At 61.7% G+C, this 21,456-nt stretch carries 18 protein-coding genes; all 18 read left to right on the top strand.

Annotated elements, in window-relative coordinates:
• Positions 1-80: 80 nt before the first annotated feature.
• The 18 genes from purB (at position 81) to nuoN (ending at position 21,438) form a co-directional block, all read left to right on the top strand.
• Positions 81-1,451 (top strand): adenylosuccinate lyase, encoded by a 1,371-nt coding sequence (gene purB, locus B9N88_RS23185; RefSeq protein WP_027606330.1) that lies wholly within the window; start codon positions 81-83, stop codon positions 1,449-1,451.
• A gap of 84 nt (positions 1,452-1,535) precedes the next feature.
• Complete coding sequence (locus B9N88_RS23180) at positions 1,536-2,702, top strand: ribosomal protein uL16 3-hydroxylase (RefSeq protein WP_027606329.1); 1,167 nt, start codon at positions 1,536-1,538, stop codon at positions 2,700-2,702.
• Positions 2,695-3,117 (top strand): GNAT family N-acetyltransferase, encoded by a 423-nt coding sequence (locus B9N88_RS23175; protein WP_027606328.1) that lies wholly within the window; start codon positions 2,695-2,697, stop codon positions 3,115-3,117. Before B9N88_RS23180 ends, B9N88_RS23175 begins: the two co-directional genes overlap by 8 nt.
• A 230-nt stretch (positions 3,118-3,347) precedes the next feature.
• Positions 3,348-4,085 (top strand): secretin N-terminal domain-containing protein, encoded by a 738-nt coding sequence (locus B9N88_RS23170; protein ID WP_027606327.1) that lies wholly within the window; start codon positions 3,348-3,350, stop codon positions 4,083-4,085.
• Between the two features lie 494 nt (positions 4,086-4,579).
• The gene (gene aceA, locus B9N88_RS23165) at positions 4,580-5,905 is read left to right on the top strand and encodes an isocitrate lyase (protein ID WP_003219577.1); all 1,326 of its coding nucleotides are present in this window, start codon (positions 4,580-4,582) and stop codon (positions 5,903-5,905) included.
• Positions 5,906-6,499: 594 nt separating this feature from the next.
• Positions 6,500-6,913 (top strand): NADH-quinone oxidoreductase subunit A, encoded by a 414-nt coding sequence (locus B9N88_RS23160; RefSeq protein ID WP_003219575.1) that lies wholly within the window; start codon positions 6,500-6,502, stop codon positions 6,911-6,913.
• Between the two features lie 10 nt (positions 6,914-6,923).
• The gene (locus B9N88_RS23155) at positions 6,924-7,598 is read left to right on the top strand and encodes a NuoB/complex I 20 kDa subunit family protein (RefSeq protein WP_003174719.1); all 675 of its coding nucleotides are present in this window, start codon (positions 6,924-6,926) and stop codon (positions 7,596-7,598) included.
• Positions 7,599-7,670: 72 nt separating this feature from the next.
• Positions 7,671-9,455, top strand: a complete 1,785-nt coding sequence (gene nuoC, locus B9N88_RS23150; RefSeq protein WP_027606326.1) for an NADH-quinone oxidoreductase subunit C/D — start codon at positions 7,671-7,673, stop codon at positions 9,453-9,455.
• 2 nt (positions 9,456-9,457) lie between these two features.
• Positions 9,458-9,955, top strand: a complete 498-nt coding sequence (nuoE, locus tag B9N88_RS23145; protein ID WP_010566874.1) for an NADH-quinone oxidoreductase subunit NuoE — start codon at positions 9,458-9,460, stop codon at positions 9,953-9,955.
• Entirely contained in the window at positions 9,952-11,307 is a 1,356-nt protein-coding gene (gene nuoF / locus B9N88_RS23140; protein ID WP_027606325.1) for an NADH-quinone oxidoreductase subunit NuoF, read from the top strand. Before nuoE ends, nuoF begins: the two co-directional genes overlap by 4 nt.
• Positions 11,308-11,442: 135 nt before the next feature.
• The gene (nuoG, locus tag B9N88_RS23135; RefSeq protein WP_027606324.1) at positions 11,443-14,157 is read left to right on the top strand and encodes an NADH-quinone oxidoreductase subunit NuoG; all 2,715 of its coding nucleotides are present in this window, start codon (positions 11,443-11,445) and stop codon (positions 14,155-14,157) included.
• The gene (gene nuoH, locus B9N88_RS23130) at positions 14,154-15,161 is read left to right on the top strand and encodes an NADH-quinone oxidoreductase subunit NuoH (RefSeq protein WP_017137518.1); all 1,008 of its coding nucleotides are present in this window, start codon (positions 14,154-14,156) and stop codon (positions 15,159-15,161) included. The genes nuoG and nuoH overlap by 4 nt, the downstream gene beginning before the upstream one ends.
• 11 nt (positions 15,162-15,172) lie before the next feature.
• Positions 15,173-15,721, top strand: coding sequence for an NADH-quinone oxidoreductase subunit NuoI (gene nuoI / locus B9N88_RS23125; RefSeq protein WP_003174725.1), 549 nt, complete (start codon positions 15,173-15,175; stop codon positions 15,719-15,721).
• Between the two features lie 9 nt (positions 15,722-15,730).
• Entirely contained in the window at positions 15,731-16,234 is a 504-nt protein-coding gene (gene nuoJ, locus B9N88_RS23120; RefSeq protein WP_003174726.1) for an NADH-quinone oxidoreductase subunit J, read from the top strand.
• Between the two features lie 2 nt (positions 16,235-16,236).
• Positions 16,237-16,545, top strand: coding sequence for an NADH-quinone oxidoreductase subunit NuoK (nuoK, locus tag B9N88_RS23115; protein WP_003174727.1), 309 nt, complete (start codon positions 16,237-16,239; stop codon positions 16,543-16,545).
• Entirely contained in the window at positions 16,542-18,395 is a 1,854-nt protein-coding gene (nuoL, locus tag B9N88_RS23110; RefSeq protein ID WP_027606323.1) for an NADH-quinone oxidoreductase subunit L, read from the top strand. The genes nuoK and nuoL overlap by 4 nt, the downstream gene beginning before the upstream one ends.
• Before the next feature lie 39 nt (positions 18,396-18,434).
• Complete coding sequence (gene nuoM, locus B9N88_RS23105; RefSeq protein ID WP_017527174.1) at positions 18,435-19,967, top strand: NADH-quinone oxidoreductase subunit M; 1,533 nt, start codon at positions 18,435-18,437, stop codon at positions 19,965-19,967.
• Between the two features lie 7 nt (positions 19,968-19,974).
• Positions 19,975-21,438 carry an NADH-quinone oxidoreductase subunit NuoN gene (gene nuoN, locus B9N88_RS23100; protein ID WP_003174731.1) on the top strand — a complete coding sequence of 488 codons (1,464 nt, stop codon included), beginning with the start codon at positions 19,975-19,977 and terminating at the stop codon, positions 21,436-21,438.
• Positions 21,439-21,456: the final 18 nt, after the last annotated feature.

Below are 21,456 nucleotides of genomic sequence, written 5' to 3'. Positions count from 1 at the left end.
GTCAGTTGGCAACGGACCGGCGGATTTTTTCATGTATGATACGCGCCCCATTTCGTTGCCCGACTGTCCGAGAACACCCCATGCAGCTCTCTTCGCTCACTGCGGTTTCCCCTGTTGACGGCCGCTACGCCGGCAAAACCCAGGCCCTGCGCCCTATTTTCAGCGAATACGGCCTGATCCGTGCTCGTGTACTGGTTGAAGTGCGCTGGCTCCAGCGCCTGGCCGCTCACCCCGCCATCAGCGAAGTGCCGGCGTTCTCCGCCGAAGCCAACGCTGTACTCGACGCCCTGGCGGACAACTTCTCCCTGGAGCACGCCGAGCGTGTGAAAGAGATCGAGCGCACCACCAACCACGACGTCAAGGCCATCGAATACCTGCTCAAGGAGCAGGCGGCCAAGCTGCCGGAACTGGCCCAGGTCAGCGAATTCATCCACTTTGCCTGCACCAGCGAGGACATCAACAACCTGTCCCACGCCCTGATGCTGCGCGAAGGCCGTGATGACGTGATGCTGCCGCTGATGCGCCAGACCGCCGAAGCGATCCGCGAGCTGGCCATCCGTTTCGCCGACGTGCCGATGCTGTCGCGTACCCACGGCCAGCCGGCGTCGCCGACTACCCTGGGCAAGGAACTCGCCAACGTGGTGTATCGCCTGGAGCGCCAGATCGCTCAAGTCGCCGCTGTCCCACTGCTAGGCAAGATCAACGGCGCCGTGGGCAACTACAACGCGCACCTGTCGGCCTACCCTGAGATCGACTGGGAAGCCAACGCCCGCGCCTTCATCGAAGACGAGCTGGGCCTGGGCTTCAACCCGTACACCACGCAGATCGAACCCCACGACTATATTGCCGAGCTGTTCGACGCCATCGCGCGCTTCAACACCATCCTGATCGACTTCGATCGCGATATCTGGGGCTACATCTCCCTGGGCTACTTCAAGCAGCGCACCATTGCCGGTGAAATCGGTTCGTCGACCATGCCGCACAAGGTCAACCCGATCGACTTCGAAAACTCCGAAGGCAACCTCGGCATCGCCAACGCCCTGTTCCAGCACCTGGCCAGCAAGTTGCCGATCTCCCGCTGGCAGCGCGACCTGACCGACTCCACCGTACTGCGCAACCTCGGCGTGGGCTTTGCCCACAGCGTGATCGCGTACGAAGCCAGCCTCAAAGGCATCAGCAAACTGGAGCTCAACGCGCAGAAAATCGCCGCTGACCTGGACGCGTGCTGGGAAGTGCTGGCCGAGCCGATCCAGACCGTGATGCGCCGCTACAACATCGAAAACCCTTACGAGAAGCTGAAAGAGTTGACCCGTGGCAAGGGCATCAGCCCTGAAGCACTGCAAACTTTCATCGACGGCCTGGACATGCCAGCCGCGGCCAAGGCCGAGCTGAAACTGCTCACCCCGGCCAACTACATCGGCAACGCTGTAGAGCAAGCCAAGCGCATCTGATTCGCGCAAGCCCCCTTGAGACGCCCGGCCGCGCCGGGCGTTTTTATTTCAGTCTGAAAAGTGCTTTTTTTCAATAGGTTACACATGAATCCTGATATCCCTCTTCAACTTCTGGGCGGCATTACGGCACGGGAATTCCTGCGCGACTACTGGCAGAAAAAACCGCTGCTGATCCGCCAGGCGATCCCTGACTTCGAAAGCCCGATCGACGCCGACGAACTCGCCGGCCTGGCCCTGGAAGAAGAAGTCGAATCGCGCCTGGTGATCGAACACGGCGAACGCCCGTGGGAACTGCGCCGCGGCCCGTTCGCCGAAGACGCCTTCAGCACCCTGCCTGAGCGTGAGTGGACCCTGCTGGTACAGGCGGTCGACCAGTTCGTGCCGGAAGTGGCCGAGTTGCTGGAGCAGTTCCGCTTCCTGCCAAGCTGGCGCATCGACGATGTGATGATCAGCTTTGCCGCACCCGGCGGCAGCGTAGGCCCGCACTTCGACAACTACGACGTGTTCCTGCTGCAGGCCCAGGGCAAGCGCAACTGGAAGATCGGCCAGATGTGCAGCTCCGAAAGCCCGCTGCTGCAACACGCCGACCTGCGCATCCTCGCCGAATTCGAAGAAAGCGCCGAATGGGTGCTGGAACCGGGCGACATGCTCTACCTGCCGCCACGCCTGGCGCATTTCGGCATCGCCGAAGATGACTGCATGACGTACTCGGTGGGCTTTCGCGCCCCAAGCGCCGCAGAAGTACTGACCCACTTCACCGACTTCCTCGCCCAGTACCTGACCGACGAAGAGCGCTACACCGACGCCGACGCGCAGCCGGTCAGCGACCCGCACCAGATCCAGAGCGACGCCCTCGACCGCCTCAAGAGCCTGCTGGCCGAGCACATGAGCGACGAGCGCATGCTGCTGACCTGGTTCGGCCAATTCATGACCGAGCCGCGCTACCCGGAACTGGTAGCAGGCGAAGAGCTGGGCGAAGACGACTTCATCAACAGCCTGCAGGACGGCGCGATCCTGGTGCGCAACCCAAGCGCGCGCATGGCCTGGTCGGAAGTCGACGATGACGTCCTGCTGTTCGCCAGCGGCCAGAGCCGTTACCTGCCGGGCAAACTGCGCGAACTGCTGAAACTGGTCTGCGCCGCCGACGCCCTGCACGCCGAAAACCTCGGCGAATGGCTGCTGGACGAAGACGCCCGTGACCTGCTGTGCGAGCTGGTCAAGCAAGGAAGCCTGGGGTTTGCCGATGAATAGGATTCACGTAGGTGTCGCGGACTGGCATAAGGATATCGCCGAGATTCGGCGCATTCGTGAAGCGGTATTTATCGCTGAACAATCGGTTCCACCTGAGCTTGAGTGGGATGCGGACGACGCAGACGCAGTGCATTTCCTTGCATTCGAAGGCGACTTTCCGATTGGCACCGCGCGCCTGCTGCCCAGCGGCGAGATCGGCCGGGTGTCGGTGCTCAAGGACTGGCGCGGGCTGAAGGTCGGCGACAAGCTGATGGAAGCGGTGATCGGCGTGGCCGAGCAACGTGGCCAGACCAAGCAGTTCCTGAGCGCGCAGGTGTATGCGGCGCCGTTCTATGAGCGACTGGGCTTCAAGATCGTCAGCGAGGAATTCCTGGAAGTCGGGATTCCCCATGTCGATATGGTGCGCGGGGGCTGATCCCTGCTGTAAGGGCTTGCCCGTGGTGAGCCAGCTTGCCTGTGGTGAGCGGGCTTGCCCCGCGCTGGGCTGCGTAGCAGCCCCAAACCAAACGCCGCATTCTTTCCGTAAGAACGCGGCGTTTTTTATAGGGGCTGCTACGCAGCCCAGCGCGGGGCAAGCCCGCTCACTACACCCCAGGCCGACAAACTGGCACTATCAAGCCTAACTGACTCGCAGAGATAACGGACATGTCCCTACGCACCCTGCTCACCGCCCTCCTCCTCACCGCCAGCTGCTCGGCAATGGCCGACACCGAAGTCGTCAACCTGAGCAACCGCACCAGCACCGACCTGCTCCCGGTTGCACAGAACTTCATCGGCAAGGACGGCACCGTCAGCGCCTACGGCAACCAGCTTATCGTTAACGCTGCCCCCGGCAAGATCCAGGACCTGCGTGCGCTGCTCGCCCAGCTGGATACACCAGCCAAGCGCCTGCTGATCACCGTCGATACCAATGAAAACAACCAGCAGAACAGCGGCGACAGCCAGACCCGCATCATCAGCTACGGCACGGCCAGCCGCGACGGCGGCATCCAGCAGATCCAGGCCAGCGAAGGCGTGCCCGCGCTGATTCAGGTCGGCCAGAGCGTGCCACTGACCACGACCCAACCCGACGCTTACGGTCGCCCGCAGAACCAGACCCAGTACCGCAACGTCACCCAGGGCTTCTACGTCACCGCCAGCGTCACCGGCGAGACCGTGCACCTGGCGATCAGTACCAACCGTGACCGCATGAGCCAGGAACGTCCCGATGTAGTGAATGTGCAAAGCACCGACACAACCGTCAGCGGACGTCTTGGCGAATGGATCCCCCTGGCCGGCATCAACCGCGAGACCCAGGCCGATAAATCCTCCACAACCCGCAGCTACTCTACCCAGGGCCGCGATGACCTGACGTTGCGGGTCAAGGTCGACACCCTGAACTGAAGCACCAAAAACTGACTGATGAGTCGTATTAGACTAAAGATGTAGTGCCTGAAAAAAAGCACTACAAAACATTTGACGATCCAAAAAAGCATGGGCATGATGGCCTCGCTCCCGCTAATCAGGGGCCCTGGCAAGGGCCTTCGGATCGCCGCTCCAAGCTACCCACCCGAGCCGATTCGTGTCTGTACCGCCCACAAGGTGTGTTTGACGAGGTTGCGACTGGAACGAAGTTGTCCCGAGGGACGGAAGCTAACCAGGTAACCCGGCTACACACTGATGGATAGTACAAAGGCCCACGATGCCCGAAGACCGTTCGCAGTTCGCCCTTACCTGCTCAACTCCTCCCTTGAGCCATCGTTCATCCCGTCGCCTGCCCCGCCGAACTTGACTTGAACACCTGAGCTTCTGGTCAGCGAGCAGCCATAACCACGCATTCACTACGTGGCTGGCAAATGGAATTTTCCACCTAGACCTATGCGACGAGGTTTTCCCCCATGGCACTGACACGCGAACAGCAAATTGCAGCCCTCGAGAAAGACTGGGCTGAAAACCCACGCTGGAAAGGCGTAACCCGCGCTTATTCCGCTGCTGACGTCGTCCGCCTGCGTGGCTCGGTTCAACCTGAGCACACCTTTGCAAAACTCGGCGCCGAGAAGTTGTGGAAGCTGGTCACCCAAGGTGCCAAGCCGTCCTTCCGCCCCGAGAAAGATTTCGTCAACTGCATGGGCGCCCTCACTGGTGGCCAGGCAGTCCAACAGGTGAAAGCCGGTATCCAGGCGATCTACCTGTCCGGCTGGCAAGTGGCAGCGGACAACAACTCCGCTGAATCCATGTACCCCGACCAATCGCTGTACCCGGTGGACTCCGTGCCGACCGTGGTCAAGCGCATCAACAACTCGTTCCGTCGTGCCGACCAGATCCAGTGGAAAGCCGGTAAAGGCCCGGGTGATGAAGGCTACATCGACTACTTCGCGCCCATCGTGGCCGACGCCGAAGCCGGTTTCGGCGGCGTATTGAACGCCTACGAGCTGATGAAGAGCATGATCGAGGCTGGCGCGGCCGGCGTGCACTTCGAAGACCAACTGGCTTCGGTGAAGAAATGCGGCCACATGGGCGGCAAGGTACTGGTACCGACCCAGGAAGCCGTACAGAAGCTGACCGCTGCCCGCCTGGCGGCTGACGTTGCCGGCACGCCGACCATCATCCTGGCCCGTACCGACGCCAACGCTGCAGACCTGCTGACGTCGGACTGTGACCCGTACGACCAGCCGTTCGTAACCGGCGAACGTACCCAGGAAGGTTTCTACAAAGTGCGCGCCGGTCTCGACCAGGCCATCGCCCGCGGCCTGGCCTACGCGCCGTATGCCGACCTGATCTGGTGCGAAACCGCCAAGCCGGACCTGGACGAAGCGCGTCGCTTTGCCGAAGCAATCAAGAAGGAATACCCGGACCAGCTGCTGTCCTACAACTGCTCGCCTTCCTTCAACTGGAAAAAGAACCTGGACGACGCGACCATCGCCAAGTTCCAGCGCGAACTGTCCGCCATGGGCTACAAGCACCAGTTCATCACCCTGGCCGGCATTCACAACATGTGGCACAGCATGTTCAACCTGGCGCACGACTACGCCCGCAACGACATGACCGCCTACGTGAAGCTGCAGGAACAGGAATTCGCTGACGCCGCCAAGGGCTACACCTTTGTGGCCCACCAGCAGGAAGTGGGCACCGGCTACTTCGACGACATGACCACCGTGATCCAGGGCGGCACCTCGTCCGTGACCGCGCTGACCGGTTCGACCGAAGAAGAGCAGTTCCACTGATCGATGTGAGTACACGGCCACGGCGGATCCGTTAAAGAGCTAACCGCAGTGCCGCACGATCTGACGCCCCGACTGGTTCGGGGCGTTTTTTTTGCCGGTACACATCCCACTGATTCAATCGGGAAAATGTGGGAGGGGGCTTGCCCCCGATAGCGGTGAGGAACCCTCGCAACCTGAAGATTTTGTACAAAACCTTGATCCAGAGCGGTATTGGCTGCAGATAAATCGGTTAAAAGATCCGCTCCAACAACTCGCGCTAATCAGGCAAGTAACGGCAACTTACTCCGCTGTATGAGAAACAATCGCTTCAACCCCGCGCAAACAATATTCATTATCATTTAGAACATAAAAACTTCGTTACAGGTTAAACAAAACACATTTGATCAAATGCCCGCTAATGCCCGCCCCGCAAGGGCTACAGCCCCAAGAAGGTGCACTATGTGCTTATTCCATCGAATAATTTCGCCCTAGGAATTTTACTTGCCCGGTGTTTAGCCATAAAATCACCGCGATTGATTGCAGTGCGACATATCGTCACTGCATCGTTACTTTTTCGAGCTCAGAGACCTTTGCTCTCTGTTAAGGATTTCCAGCATGACCGAAGCGACAGGACTCATGGCCCACAACTGGGGCTTTGCCATTTTCCTCCTCGGTGTTGTCGGCCTTTGCGCCTTCATGCTCGGTGTGTCCAGCCTCCTCGGGTCAAAAGCCTGGGGCCGCAGCAAGAATGAACCGTTCGAATCCGGCATGCTGCCTACAGGTGGCGCCCGCTTGCGGCTCTCAGCCAAATTCTATCTGGTCGCGATGCTCTTCGTGATCTTCGACATCGAAGCCCTCTTTCTCTTTGCCTGGTCTGTGTCCGTCCGCGAAAGCGGCTGGACCGGATTCGTCGAAGCCCTCGTTTTCATAGCAATTCTGTTGGCAGGCCTTGTCTACCTATTTCGAGTGGGCGCCCTTGACTGGGCTCCGGAAGCTCGTCGTAAGCGGCAAGCGAAGCTGAAACAATGAGGCTTTGGCGATGCAATACAATCTCACCAGGATCGACCCGGATGCTCCTAACGAGCAGTACCCCATCGGCGAACGGGAAACCGTTTCCGATCCGTTAGAAGACCAAGTCCACAAGAACATCTACATGGGCAAACTCGAAGACGTGCTGAGTGGCGCGGTCAACTGGGGACGTAAGAACTCCCTGTGGCCGTACAACTTCGGTCTTTCGTGCTGCTACGTGGAAATGACCACCGCCTTCACGGCGCCCCACGACATCGCGCGCTTTGGCGCCGAAGTGATCCGGGCATCACCGCGCCAGGCGGATTTCATGGTTATCGCCGGTACCTGCTTTATCAAGATGGCGCCGATCATCCAGCGTCTCTACGAGCAAATGCTCGAGCCAAAGTGGGTTATCTCCATGGGTTCGTGCGCCAACTCCGGTGGCATGTACGACATCTACTCCGTGGTTCAGGGGGTGGACAAGTTCCTGCCCGTGGACGTCTACGTGCCTGGCTGCCCGCCCCGCCCCGAAGCATTCCTGCAAGGCTTGATGCTGTTGCAGGAATCGATTGGCAAGGAGCGTCGCCCGCTTTCCTGGGTCGTCGGCGATCAAGGCGTGTACCGCGCCGAGATGCCGTCGCAAAAGGAACAGCGCCGCGAACAGCGAATCGCAGTCACCAACCTGCGCAGCCCCGACGAAGTCTGATCCAGCCCCGCTTCTTTTATAGAACGAAAACCTGGCTTCATTCTTTACGTTGACCGAAAGCGATAAAAAACCATGACTACAGGCAGTGCTCTGTACATCCCGCCTTATAAGGCAGACGACCAGGATGTGGTCGTCGAACTCAATAACCGTTTTGGCCCTGACGCCTTCACCGCCCAGGCCACACGCACCGGTATGCCGGTGCTGTGGGTGGCGCGCGCCAGGCTCGTCGAAGTCCTGACCTTCCTGCGCAACCTGCCCAAGCCGTACGTCATGCTCTATGACCTGCATGGCGTGGACGAGCGCCTGCGCACCAAGCGCCAGGGTCTGCCGAGCGGCGCCGATTTCACCGTGTTCTATCACCTGATGTCGCTGGAACGTAACAGCGACGTGATGATCAAGGTCGCACTGTCCGAGAGCGACCTGAGCGTGCCGACCGTGACCGGTATCTGGCCGAACGCCAGCTGGTACGAGCGCGAAGTCTGGGACATGTTCGGTATCGACTTCCCGGGCCACCCGCACCTGACGCGCATCATGATGCCGCCAACGTGGGAAGGTCACCCGCTGCGCAAGGACTTCCCTGCCCGCGCCACCGAATTCGACCCGTTCAGCCTCAACCTCGCCAAGCAGCAGCTTGAAGAAGAGGCCGCGCGCTTCCGTCCGGAAGACTGGGGCATGAAGCGCTCCGGCACCAACGAGGACTACATGTTCCTCAACCTGGGCCCGAACCACCCTTCGGCCCACGGTGCCTTCCGCATCATCCTGCAACTGGACGGCGAAGAAATCGTCGACTGCGTACCGGACATCGGCTACCACCACCGTGGTGCCGAGAAGATGGCCGAGCGTCAGTCGTGGCACAGCTTCATCCCGTACACCGACCGTATCGACTACCTCGGCGGCGTGATGAACAACCTGCCGTACGTGCTCTCGGTCGAGAAGCTGGCCGGCATCAAGGTCCCGGACCGCGTCGACACCATCCGCATCATGATGGCCGAGTTCTTCCGGATCACCAGCCACCTGCTGTTCCTGGGTACCTATATCCAGGACGTCGGCGCCATGACCCCGGTGTTCTTCACCTTCACCGACCGTCAGCGCGCCTACAAGGTCATCGAAGCCATCACCGGTTTCCGCCTGCACCCGGCCTGGTACCGCATCGGCGGCGTCGCCCACGACCTGCCGAATGGCTGGGAACGCCTGGTCAAGGAATTCATCGACTGGATGCCCAAGCGCCTGGACGAGTACCAGAAGGCTGCGTTGGATAACAGCATCCTCAAGGGCCGTACCATCGGCGTCGCCCAGTACAACACCAAAGAGGCCCTGGAATGGGGCGTCACCGGTGCCGGCCTGCGTTCGACCGGTTGCGACTTCGACCTGCGTAAAGCGCGCCCCTATTCCGGCTACGAGAACTTCGAGTTCGAAGTCCCGCTGGCGGCCAATGGCGATGCCTACGACCGTTGCATCGTGCGCGTCGAAGAAATGCGCCAGAGCCTGAAGATCATCGAGCAGTGCATGCGCAACATGCCGGCCGGCCCGTACAAGGCGGATCACCCGCTGACCACGCCGCCGCCGAAAGAGCGCACGCTGCAGCACATCGAAACCCTGATCACGCACTTCCTGCAGGTTTCGTGGGGCCCGGTAATGCCGGCCAACGAATCCTTCCAGATGATCGAAGCGACCAAGGGTATCAACAGTTATTACCTGACGAGCGATGGCGGCACCATGAGCTACCGCACCCGGATTCGTACCCCAAGCTTCGCCCACTTGCAGCAGATCCCTTCGGTGATCAAAGGCGAGATGGTCGCGGACTTGATTGCGTACCTGGGTAGTATCGATTTCGTTATGGCCGACGTGGACCGCTAAGCATGAACAGCACGCTTATCCAGACAGACCGTTTCACCTTGAGTGAAACCGAGCGCTCGGCCATCGAGCACGAGCTGCATCACTACGAAGACCCGCGCGCGGCGTCGATCGAGGCCTTGAAGATCGTCCAGAAGGAACGTGGCTGGGTGCCGGACGGCGCCCTCTACGCCATCGGCGAGATCCTCGGCATCCCCGCCAGCGACGTTGAAGGCGTGGCGACGTTCTACAGCCAGATCTTCCGCCAGCCGGTCGGCCGCCACATCATTCGCGTGTGCGACAGCATGGTCTGCTACATCGGTGGCCACGAGTCGGTGGTCAGCGAGATCCAGGCCAAGCTGGGCATCGGCCTCGGCCAGACCACCCCGGACGGCCGCTTCACGCTGCTGCCGGTGTGCTGCCTGGGCAACTGCGACAAGGCGCCGGCGTTGATGATCGACGACGACACATTCGGTGACGTGCAGCCTGCTGGCGTGACCCAATTGCTCGAGGGCTACCCATGACCCTGACTTCCTTCGGCCCGGCCAACCTGATCAAGCGTTCGGCCGAGACCCACCCGCTGACCTGGCGCCTGCGTGACGACGGCGAGCCGGTATGGCTCGACGAGTACCAGGCCAAGAACGGCTACGCCGCTGCGCGCAAGGCCTTCGCCGACATGGCCCAGGACGACATCGTCCAGACCGTGAAGGACGCCGGCCTCAAGGGTCGCGGCGGTGCAGGCTTCCCCACCGGTGTTAAGTGGGGCCTGATGCCCAAAGACGAATCCATCAACATCCGCTACCTGCTGTGCAACGCGGATGAAATGGAACCCAACACCTGGAAAGACCGCATGCTGATGGAGCAACTGCCCCATCTGCTGATCGAAGGCATGCTGATCAGCGCCCGCGCGCTGAAAACCTACCGTGGCTACATCTTCCTGCGCGGCGAATACACCACCGCCGCCAAGCACCTCAACCGTGCCGTGGCAGAAGCCAAGGCCGCAGGCCTGCTGGGCAAGAACATCCTCGGTTCGGGCTTTGACTTCGAACTGTTCGTGCACACCGGCGCCGGGCGTTACATCTGCGGTGAAGAAACCGCACTGATCAACTCCCTCGAAGGCCGCCGCGCCAACCCGCGCTCCAAGCCGCCCTTCCCTGCCGCCGTGGGCGTGTGGGGCAAGCCGACCTGCGTGAACAACGTCGAGACCCTGTGCAACGTGCCGGCGATCATCGCCGACGGCGTGGACTGGTACAAATCGTTGGCCCGCGAAGGCAGTGAAGACATGGGCACCAAGCTCATGGGCTTCTCCGGCAAGGTCAAGAACCCTGGCCTGTGGGAGCTGCCGTTCGGCGTGACCGCACGCGAGTTGTTCGAGGACTACGCCGGCGGCATGCGCGACGGCTACACCCTCAAGGCCTGGCAGCCAGGCGGCGCCGGCACCGGCTTCCTGCTCCCCGAGCACCTCGACGCACAGATGTATGCCGGCGGCATCGGCAAGGTGGGCACCCGGATGGGTACCGGCCTGGCGATGGCGGTGGACAACACCGTGAACATGGTCTCGCTGCTGCGCAACATGGAGCAGTTCTTTGCCCGTGAATCCTGCGGCTTCTGCACCCCATGCCGCGACGGCCTGCCGTGGAGCGTGAAGCTGCTGATGGCCCTGGAAAATGGCGAAGGCCGCGAGGGTGATATCGAAACCCTGCTGGGCCTGGTCGGCTTCCTCGGCCCAGGCAAGACCTTCTGTGCTCACGCACCGGGCGCCGTGGAGCCATTGGGCAGCGCAATCAAATACTTCCGCTCGGAGTTCGAAGCCGGCATTGCGCCCACCAGCGCCGCCGTCCCGCCTCTGGCAAGGCCGATCGTAGTCGGCGCGTAACGCTTAAACAGGCGAAGGGTCCGTGCCCTTCGCCTGCTCATGTGCTGACGCCTTCATGGCTGTGTAGATGCACATGAATAACAAGATTCCATTAGCCACGCCCGCTGACAACGGGCCAACGAAGAACTTTGAACCATGGCCACTATCCACGTAGACGGCAAAGCGCTCGAAGTCGATGGGGCGGACAACCTGTTACAGGCGTGTCTGTCACTCGGCCTCGATATCCCGTATTTCTGCTGGCACCCCGCGCTTGGTAGCGTCGGTGCCTGTCGCCAGTGTGCGGTCAAGCAGTACACCGACGAAAACGACACCCGTGGTCGTATCGTCATGTCCTGCATGACCCCAGCCACCGACAACACCTGGATCTCCATCGACGATGAAGAATCCAAGGCGTTCCGCGCCAGCGTTGTCGAATGGCTGATGACCAACCACCCCCACGACTGCCCGGTCTGTGAGGAAGGCGGTCACTGCCACCTGCAAGACATGACGGTGATGACCGGCCACAACGAGCGCCGTTATCGCTTCACCAAGCGTACCCACCAGAACCAGCAACTGGGCCCGTTCATTTCCCACGAAATGAACCGCTGCATCGCCTGCTACCGCTGCGTACGTTTCTATAAAGACTACGCCGGCGGCACCGACCTCGGCGTATTCGGCGCCCACGACAACGTGTACTTCGGTCGCGTTGAAGACGGCGTGCTCGAAAGCGAGTTCTCCGGCAACCTCACCGAGGTCTGCCCGACCGGTGTGTTCACCGACAAGACCCACTCCGAGCGCTACAACCGTAAGTGGGACATGCAGTTCTCGCCAAGCATCTGCCATGGCTGCTCGAGCGGTTGCAACATCTCCCCGGGCGAGCGCTACGGCGAACTGCGTCGCATCGAAAACCGCTTCAACGGTTCGGTCAACCAGTACTTCCTGTGCGACCGTGGCCGTTTCGGCTATGGCTACGTCAACCGCGAAGACCGCCCACGCCAGCCACTGCTGGCCGATGGCGCCAAGCTGAGCCTGGACGCGGCGCTGGACAAAGCCGCCGACCTGCTGCGCGGCCGCAACATCGTCGGTATCGGCTCGCCCCGCGCCAGCCTCGAAAGCAACTACGCGTTGCGCGAGCTGGTGGGTGCCGAGCACTTCTACTCCGGTATCGAAGCCGGTGAGCTTGAGCGCATCCGCCTGGTCCTGCAGGTGCTGAACGACAGCCCGCTGCCGGTGCCGAACATGCGCGACATCGAAGACCACGATGCCATCTTCGTGCTCGGTGAAGACCTGACCCAGACCGCCGCGCGTATCGCGCTGTCCCTGCGTCAGTCGGTCAAAGGCAAGGCCGAAGACATGGCCGACGCCATGCGCGTCCAGCCTTGGCTCGACGCTGCGGTGAAAAACATCGGCCAGCACGCGCTGAACCCGCTGTTTATCGCCAGCCTGGCGGAAACCAAGCTCGACGACATCGCCGAAGAATGCGTCCACGCCGCACCGGACGACCTGGCCCGCATCGGTTTCGCCGTGGCCCACGCCCTCGACGCCAGCGCACCGGCAGTCGAAGGCCTGGACACTGAAGCCGCCGAACTGGCCCAACGCATTGCCGATGCCTTGCTGGCAGCCAAGCGTCCATTGATCATTGCCGGTACCTCGCTGGGTTCCAAGGCCTTGATCGAAGCCGCCGCCAACATCGCCAAAGCCTTGAAGCTGCGCGACAAGAACGGCTCCATCAGCCTGGTGGTGCCGGAAGCCAACAGCCTTGGCCTGGCCATGCTCGGCGGCGAGTCCCTGGATGCCGCCCTGCAAACCGTGATCGACGGCACTGCCGATGCGATCGTGGTGCTGGAAAACGACCTGTACACCCGCACCGACGCCGCCAAGGTTGACGCTGCGCTGAACGCCGCCAAGGTCCTGATCGTCGCCGACCACCAGAAGACCGCCACCAGCGATCGCGCCGACCTGGTACTGCCGGCCGCCACCTTCGCCGAAGGCGACGGCACCCTGGTCAGCCAGGAAGGCCGTGCCCAGCGCTTCTTCCAGGTGTTCGATCCGAAGTACATGGACGCCAGCATCCTGGTTCACGAAGGCTGGCGCTGGCTGCATGCCCTGCGCGCGACCCTGCTGAACCAGCCGATCGACTGGACCCAGCTCGACCACGTCACCGCCGCAGCCGCCGCGAGCGCGCCGCAGCTGGCGCGTATCGTCGACGCCGCACCGTCCGCCGCGTTCCGCATCAAGGGCATGAAGCTCGCCCGTGAGCCGCTGCGTTACTCCGGTCGTACCGCCATGCGCGCCGACATCAGCGTGCACGAACCGCGTACCCCGCAAGACAACGACACCGCGTTCGCCTTCTCCATGGAAGGTTACTCGGGTTCGGTCGAGCCACGTCAGCAGGTGCCGTTTGCCTGGTCGCCGGGCTGGAACTCGCCACAGGCCTGGAACAAGTTCCAGGACGAAGTCGGTGGTCACATCCGCGCCGGCGACCCGGGCACTCGCCTGATCGAACCCCAGGGCGACGCGCTGAACTGGTTCGCTGCGGTCCCGCGTCCGTTCAACCCGGCCCAGGGCACCTGGCAGGTTGTGCCGTTCTTCCACCTGTTCGGCAGCGAAGAGACCTCTTCCAAGGCCGCGCCGGTACAAGAGCGCATTCCCGAGGCCTACGTGTCCGTGGCCAAGTCCGAAGCGGACCGCCTGGGCGTCAACGACGGCGCCCTGCTCGACGTGACCGTGGCCGGCCAGACCCTGCGTCTGCCGCTGCGCATCAACGAAGAGCTGGGTGCCGGCCTGGTTGCCCTGCCTAAAGGCGTCGCCGGCATCCCGCCGGCGATCTTCGGCAAAACCGTTGACGGTCTGCAGGAGGCAGCGCAATGACCTGGTTCACCCCTGAAGTGATCGACGTGATCATCTCGGTCGTCAAGGCCATCGTGATCCTGTTGGCCGTGGTCGTCGCGGGCGCCCTGCTCAGCTTCGTCGAACGTCGCCTGCTGGGCTGGTGGCAGGACCGTTACGGTCCGAACCGCGTTGGCCCGTTCGGTATGTTCCAGATCGCCGCCGACATGCTGAAGATGTTCTTCAAGGAAGACTGGACCCCGCCGTTTGCCGACAAGGTGATCTTCACCCTGGCACCGGTCGTGGCCATGAGCGCCTTGCTGATCGCCTTCGCGATCATCCCGATCACCCCGACCTGGGGCGTGGCGGACCTGAACATCGGCTTGCTGTTCTTCTTCGCCATGGCCGGCCTGTCGGTCTACGCGGTGCTGTTCGCCGGCTGGTCGAGCAACAACAAGTTCGCCCTGCTGGGCAGCTTGCGGGCCTCGGCCCAGACCGTGTCCTACGAAGTGTTCATGGGCCTCGCGCTGATGGGCATCGTGGTGCAGGTCGGCTCGTTCAACATGCGCGACATCGTCGAGTACCAGGCGCAGAACCTGTGGTTCATCATTCCGCAGTTCTTCGGCTTCTGTACCTTCTTCATCGCCGGCGTCGCCGTGACTCACCGTCACCCGTTCGACCAGCCGGAAGCGGAACAGGAACTGGCCGACGGTTACCACATTGAATACGCCGGCATGAAATGGGGCATGTTCTTCGTCGGTGAGTACATCGGCATCATCTTGATCTCGGCCCTGCTGGTCACGCTGTTCTTCGGCGGCTGGCACGGTCCGTTCGGCATCCTGCCGCAGCTGGCGTTCTTCTGGTTCTTCCTGAAGACCGCGTTCTTCATCATGCTGTTTATCCTGCTGCGCGCTTCCATTCCGCGTCCACGATACGACCAGGTGATGGATTTCAGCTGGCGCTTCTGCCTGCCGCTGACCCTGATCAATTTGCTGGTGACTGCTGCCGTTGTGTTGTTGAACACGCCAGCGGGCGCGGTTCAGTGAGGATTTGACCCATGTTCAAATATATTGGCGACATCGTTAAGGGTACCGGTACCCAGTTGCGAAGCCTGGTGATGGTTTTCGGCCATGGCTTTCGTAAACGCGACACCCTGCAATACCCGGAAGAAGCGGTGTACCTGCCGCCGCGCTATCGCGGCCGCATCGTGCTGACCCGCGACCCCGATGGCGAAGAGCGTTGCGTGGCCTGCAACCTGTGCGCCGTGGCGTGCCCGGTGGGTTGCATCTCCCTGCAGAAAGCTGAAACCGAAGACGGTCGCTGGTACCCGGACTTCTTCCGCATCAACTTCTCGCGCTGCATTTTCTGCGGCCTCTGCGAGGAAGCTTGCCCGACCACCGCGATCCAGCTCACACCGGATTTCGAGATGGCCGAGTTCAAACGTCAGGACCTGGTGTACGAGAAAGAAGATCTTTTGATCTCTGGTCCCGGTAAAAACCCTGATTACAACTTCTATCGTGTTGCAGGTATGGCCGTTGCCGGTAAGCCGAAAGGCGCCGCACAAAACGAAGCCGAGCCGATCAACGTGAAGAGCTTGCTGCCTTAAGGAAGAAAGATGGAATTCGCTTTCTATTTCGCATCGGGTATCGCGGTTGTGTCCACGCTTCGCGTGATCACCAACACCAACCCCGTGCACGCCCTGCTCTACCTGATCATTTCGCTGATCGCCGTGGCCATGACCTTCTTCAGCCTCGGCGCACCGTTCGCCGGTGTGCTGGAAGTGATCGCCTACGCCGGCGCCATCATGGTGCTGTTCGTGTTTGTGGTGATGATGCTCAACCTCGGGCCGGCCTCGGTCGCCCAGGAACGCGTCTGGCTCAAGCCCGGCATCTGGCTCGGCCCGGTTGTCCTCGCAGCGCTGCTGCTGGGTGAACTGCTGTATGTGCTGTTCGCTCACCAGAGCGGCCAGGCCATCGGCCATACCACCGTGGACGCGAAAGCCGTGGGCATCAGCCTGTTCGGCCCGTACCTGCTGGTGGTCGAACTGGCGTCGATGCTGCTGCTCGCCGCAGCCATCACTGCCTTCCACTTGGGCCGCAACGAAGCCAAGGAGCAATGACGATGCCTGCTATCCCTTTGGAGCATGGTCTGGCGGTCGCCGGCATCCTGTTCTGCCTTGGCCTGGTCGGCCTGATGGTTCGCCGTAACATTCTGTTCGTGTTGATGAGCCTGGAAATCATGATGAACGCTGCGGCACTGGCGTTCATCGTTGCAGGTGCACGTTGGGGCCAGCCGGATGGACAAGTCATGTTCATCCTGGTGATCAGCCTGGCAGCCGCCGAGGCCAGTATCGGCCTGGCGATCCTGCTGCAACTGTATCGTCGCTTCCACACGCTTGATATCGACGCTGCCAGTGAGATGCGCGGATGAACATGATCTTTCTGACTTTCGTATTTCCCCTGATCGGTTTCCTGCTGCTGTCGTTCTCTCGCGGACGCTGGTCGGAAAACCTTTCGGCCCTGATCGGTGTGGGCTCCATTGGCCTGTCGGCTATCGTTGCCGCCTACGTCATCTGGCAATTCAACGTGGCACCGCCGGAAAGCGGCCACTACACCCTGGTGCTGTGGCAGTGGATGTCGGTGGAAGGCTTCAAGCCCAACTTCGCCCTCTACGTCGACGGCCTGTCGATCACCATGCTTGGCGTGGTGGTGGGCGTGGGCTTCCTGATCCACCTGTTCGCGTCCTGGTACATGCGCGGTGAAGCGGGCTACTCGCGCTTCTTCTCGTACACCAACCTGTTTATCGCCAGCATGCTGTTCCTGGTGCTCGGCGATAACCTGTTGTTCCTGTACTTCGGTTGGGAAGGCGTGGGCCTGTGTTCGTACCTGTTGATCGGTTTCTACTACAGCAACCGCAACAACGGTAACGCGGCACTCAAGGCATTTATCGTCACCCGCATCGGCGACGTGTTCATGGCCATCGGCCTGTTCATCCTGTTCCAACAGGTGGGCACGCTGAACATCCAGGAACTGCTGGTGCTGGCACCGCAGAAATTCCAGGTCGGCGACTTCTGGATCACCCTGGCGACCCTGATGCTGCTGGGCGGCGCCGTGGGTAAATCCGCGCAACTGCCGCTGCAGACCTGGCTGGCGGATGCGATGGCCGGTCCTACCCCGGTGTCGGCACTGATCCACGCCGCAACCATGGTGACCGCCGGTGTCTACCTGATCGCCCGTACCCACGGCCTGTTCACCCTGGCGCCGGACATCCTGCACCTGGTGGGCATCGTCGGCGGCGTGACCCTGGTACTGGCCGGCTTCGCCGCGCTGGTGCAGACCGACATCAAGCGGATCCTCGCCTACTCGACCATGAGCCAGATCGGCTACATGTTCCTGGCCCTGGGCGTCGGCGCCTGGGACGCGGCGATCTTCCACCTGATGACCCACGCCTTCTTCAAGGCCCTGCTGTTCCTGGCCTCCGGTGCGGTGATCGTGGCCTGCCACCACGAGCAGAACATCTTCAAGATGGGCGGCCTGTGGAAGAAACTGCCACTGGCATACGCCAGCTTCATCGTCGGTGGTGCCGCCCTGGCCGCCCTGCCGCTGGTGACCGCCGGTTTCTACTCCAAGGACGAAATCCTCTGGGAAGCCTTTGCCAGCGGTAACCAGAACCTGCTGTACGCAGGCCTGGTGGGTGCGTTCATGACCTCGCTGTACACCTTCCGCCTGATCTTCATCACCTTCCACGGTGAAGCCAAGACCGAAGCCCACGCAGGCCATGGCATCTCCCACTGGTTGCCACTGTCGGTGCTGATCATCCTGTCGACCTTCATCGGCGCGCTGATCACCCCGCCACTGGCCGGTGTACTGCCGGAAAGCGCCGGCCATGCCGGCGGCGCCGCCAAGCACAGCCTGGAAATCGCCTCGGGCGCCATTGCCATCGCCGGTATCCTGCTGGCGGCCCTGCTGTTCCTCGGCAAGCGTCGCTTCGTGACCGCCGTGGCCAACAGTGGCATCGGCCGTTTCCTCTCGGCCTGGTGGTTCGCGGCCTGGGGCTTCGACTGGCTCTACGACAAACTGTTCGTCAAGCCCTACCTGGCCATCAGTCATGTACTGCGTAAAGACCCGCTCGACCAGACCATCGGTTTGATCCCGCGCGCGGCCAAAGGCGGTCACACCGCCCTGAGCCGTACCGAGACCGGCCAGTTGCGTTGGTATGCGGCTTCCATGGCGGCCGGTGCCGTGCTGGTGATCGGCGCCATCGTTGTGGTAGCGGTCTGATATGAACTTTGCGAACTTGCGAAAGGAAACGAGCCCGTCATGATTCTGCCCTGGCTAATCCTGATCCCCTTTATCGGCGGCCTGCTCTGCTGGATGGGTGAACGCTTCGGCGCCACCCTCCCCCGCTGGATTGCGTTGCTGACCATGTCCCTGGAACTCGCACTCGGCCTCTGGCTGTGGGCCCATGGCGACTATTCATTCGCTCCGGCACCGGGTGTCGATCCGACGTTCGCGCTTGAATTCAAGCACGTGTGGATCCAGCGCTTCGGCATCAACGTGCACCTGGCCCTCGACGGCCTGTCGCTGTTGATGATCCTGCTGACCGGCCTGCTGGGTATCCTCTCGGTACTCTGCTCCTGGAAAGAGATCCAGCGTCACGTGGGCTTCTTCCACCTGAACCTGATGTGGATCCTGGGCGGCGTTGTCGGCGTGTTCCTCGCCCTCGACCTGTTCATGTTCTTCTTCTTCTGGGAAATGATGCTGGTGCCGATGTACTTCCTCATCGCGCTCTGGGGTCACAGTTCTTCGGACGGCAAGAAAACCCGGATCTACGCGGCGACCAAGTTCTTCATCTTCACCCAGGCTTCCGGCCTGATCATGTTGGTGGCGATCCTGGGCCTGGTACTGGTCAACTTCAACTCGACTGGCGTGATTACCTTCAACTACGCCGACCTGTTGAAAACCAAGATGTCCCTGACCACCGAGTACATCCTGATGCTGGGCTTCTTCATCGCCTTCGCGGTGAAGCTGCCGGTGGTGCCGTTCCACTCCTGGCTGCCTGACGCTCACGCCCAGGCGCCGACCGCCGGTTCCGTGGACCTGGCCGGTATCCTGCTGAAGACGGCGGCCTACGGCCTGCTGCGTTTCGCCCTGCCGCTGTTCCCGAACGCCTCGGCCGAGTTCGCGCCGATTGCCATGACCCTCGGCCTGATCGGGATCTTCTACGGTGCGTTCCTGGCATTCGCGCAAACCGACATCAAGCGTCTGATTGCCTTCTCGTCCGTTTCCCACATGGGCTTCGTACTGATCGGCATCTACTCCGGCAGCCAGCTGGCGTTGCAAGGTGCAGTGATCCAGATGCTGGCCCACGGTGTCTCGGCCGCCGCACTGTTTATCCTGAGTGGCCAGTTGTACGAGCGCCTGCACACCCGTGACATGCGCGAGATGGGCGGCGTGTGGTCGCGCATTGCGTACCTGCCGGCGATCAGCCTGTTCTTCGCCGCCGCTTCCCTGGGCTTGCCGGGTACCGGTAACTTCATCGGCGAGTTCCTGATCCTGATGGGTGCCTTCGTGCAAACACCGTGGATCAGCGCCATTGCTACCTCCGGCCTGGTATTCGGTTCGGTCTACTCGCTGATCATGATCCACCGCGCCTACTTCGGCCCGGCCAAGTCCGACACCGTCCTCAAGGGGATGGATGCTCGCGAACTGATCATGGTGCTCGGCCTTGCGGTATTGCTGATCTACATCGGCGTGTACCCGCAACCGTTCCTGGACACTTCTGCCGCGACGATGCATGGCGTGCAGCAGTGGTTCGGCACCGCCTTCTCTCAACTCGCTTCGGCCCGGTAAGAGCGCTATGGAATTCACGATCCAACACTTTATCGCGCTTGCGCCGCTGCTGATCACCAGCCTCACCATCGTGGTGGTGATGCTGGCGATCGCCTGGCGCCGCAATCATTCACAAACGTTCCTGCTGTCCTGCGCCGGTCTGAACCTGGCCTTGCTGTCGATTATCCCGGCACTCAAGGTCGCGCCACTGGCGGTGACCCCGCTGATGATGGTCGATGACTTCGCGCTGCTGTATATCGCGCTGATCCTCGTCGCCACCCTCGCCTGCGTCACCCTCGCCCACGCCTACCTCGGCGAAGGCGGCACCGGCTACCCGGGCAACCGCGAAGAGCTGTACCTGCTGATCCTGCTGGCTGCGGCCGGCGGTATCGTGCTGGTCAGCGCGCAGCACCTGGCCGGCTTGTTCATCGGCCTGGAACTGCTGTCGATCCCGACCTACGGCCTGGTGGCCTACGCCTTCTTCAACAAGCGCTCCCTGGAAGCCGGCATCAAGTACATGGTGCTGTCGGCCGCCGGTTCCGCGTTCCTGTTGTTCGGCATGGCCCTGCTCTACGCCGAAGCCGGCAGCCTGAGCTTCACCGGTATCGGTCACGCCCTGGCCGCCACCAACAGCCCCGCGCCGATTGCCCAACTGGGCCTGGCGATGATGCTGATCGGCCTGGCGTTCAAGCTGTCGCTGGTGCCGTTCCACCTGTGGACCCCGGACGTGTACGAAGGCGCCCCGGCGCCGGTGGCGGCGTTCCTGGCGACCGCGTCCAAGGTCGCTGTGTTTGCGGTGATGGTGCGTCTGTTCCAGATCTCGCCTGCCGCCAACACCGGCGTGCTGAGCAACGTGCTGACCGTGATCGCCATCGCGTCGATCCTGTTCGGTAACCTGCTGGCGCTGACCCAGAACAACCTCAAGCGTCTGCTGGGTTACTCGTCCATCGCCCACTTCGGCTACCTGCTGATCGCCCTGGTGGCGAGCAAAGGCCTGGCCGTGGAAGCCATCGGCGTGTACCTGGTCACCTACGTGATCACCAGCCTCGGCGCGTTCGGCGTGATCACCCTGATGTCCTCGCCTTACAAGGGCCGTGACGCCGACGCCCTGTACGAATACCGCGGCCTGTTCTGGCGCCGTCCGTACCTGACCGCCGTACTGACCGTGATGATGCTGTCCCTGGCCGGTATCCCGCTGACCGCGGGCTTTATCGGCAAGTTCTACATCGTCGCGACCGGTGTCGAAGCCCACGAGTGGTGGCTGGTTGCGTCCCTGGTGCTGGGCAGTGCCATCGGCGTGTTCTACTACCTGCGCGTGATGGTCACCCTGTACCTGATCGAGCCAAACCTGCGCCGTGTGGATGCCGAGCTGCACTGGGAACAGAAAGCCGGTGGCGTGATGCTGCTGGCTATCGCCCTGCTCGCCTTCTTCCTGGGCGTGTACCCACAACCGTTGCTGACCCTGGTGCAGCACGCGGTGCTGGGGGTTTGATCCCTTAGCGGTATGTGA

This window comes from Pseudomonas sp. LAMO17WK12:I1, from assembly GCF_900177315.1.
Taxonomy (GTDB): Bacteria; Pseudomonadota; Gammaproteobacteria; order Pseudomonadales; family Pseudomonadaceae; genus Aquipseudomonas; species Aquipseudomonas marginalis.
The sequence above is the reverse complement of the archived record's forward strand: the minus strand, read 5'-3'. Positions and strand labels throughout refer to the sequence as shown.

What these genes read in the sequence shown, in the direction of transcription:
- B9N88_RS23155 (WP_003174719.1), top strand. Translation starts at nt 6,924, where the DNA reads ATGCAATACAATCTCACCAGGATCGACCCGGATGCTCCTAACGAGCAG.
- nuoL (WP_027606323.1), top strand. Translation starts at nt 16,542, where the DNA reads ATGAACATGATCTTTCTGACTTTCGTATTTCCCCTGATCGGTTTCCTG.
- B9N88_RS23160 (WP_003219575.1), top strand. Translation starts at nt 6,500, where the DNA reads ATGACCGAAGCGACAGGACTCATGGCCCACAACTGGGGCTTTGCCATT.
- nuoC (WP_027606326.1), top strand. Translation starts at nt 7,671, where the DNA reads ATGACTACAGGCAGTGCTCTGTACATCCCGCCTTATAAGGCAGACGAC.
- B9N88_RS23180 (WP_027606329.1), top strand. Translation starts at nt 1,536, where the DNA reads ATGAATCCTGATATCCCTCTTCAACTTCTGGGCGGCATTACGGCACGG.
- nuoH (WP_017137518.1), top strand. Translation starts at nt 14,154, where the DNA reads ATGACCTGGTTCACCCCTGAAGTGATCGACGTGATCATCTCGGTCGTC.
- nuoI (WP_003174725.1), top strand. Translation starts at nt 15,173, where the DNA reads ATGTTCAAATATATTGGCGACATCGTTAAGGGTACCGGTACCCAGTTG.
- nuoJ (WP_003174726.1), top strand. Translation starts at nt 15,731, where the DNA reads ATGGAATTCGCTTTCTATTTCGCATCGGGTATCGCGGTTGTGTCCACG.
- nuoK (WP_003174727.1), top strand. Translation starts at nt 16,237, where the DNA reads ATGCCTGCTATCCCTTTGGAGCATGGTCTGGCGGTCGCCGGCATCCTG.
- B9N88_RS23170 (WP_027606327.1), top strand. Translation starts at nt 3,348, where the DNA reads ATGTCCCTACGCACCCTGCTCACCGCCCTCCTCCTCACCGCCAGCTGC.
- aceA (WP_003219577.1), top strand. Translation starts at nt 4,580, where the DNA reads ATGGCACTGACACGCGAACAGCAAATTGCAGCCCTCGAGAAAGACTGG.
- purB (WP_027606330.1), top strand. Translation starts at nt 81, where the DNA reads ATGCAGCTCTCTTCGCTCACTGCGGTTTCCCCTGTTGACGGCCGCTAC.
- nuoE (WP_010566874.1), top strand. Translation starts at nt 9,458, where the DNA reads ATGAACAGCACGCTTATCCAGACAGACCGTTTCACCTTGAGTGAAACC.
- nuoN (WP_003174731.1), top strand. Translation starts at nt 19,975, where the DNA reads ATGGAATTCACGATCCAACACTTTATCGCGCTTGCGCCGCTGCTGATC.
- nuoM (WP_017527174.1), top strand. Translation starts at nt 18,435, where the DNA reads ATGATTCTGCCCTGGCTAATCCTGATCCCCTTTATCGGCGGCCTGCTC.
- B9N88_RS23175 (WP_027606328.1), top strand. Translation starts at nt 2,695, where the DNA reads ATGAATAGGATTCACGTAGGTGTCGCGGACTGGCATAAGGATATCGCC.
- nuoF (WP_027606325.1), top strand. Translation starts at nt 9,952, where the DNA reads ATGACCCTGACTTCCTTCGGCCCGGCCAACCTGATCAAGCGTTCGGCC.
- nuoG (WP_027606324.1), top strand. Translation starts at nt 11,443, where the DNA reads ATGGCCACTATCCACGTAGACGGCAAAGCGCTCGAAGTCGATGGGGCG.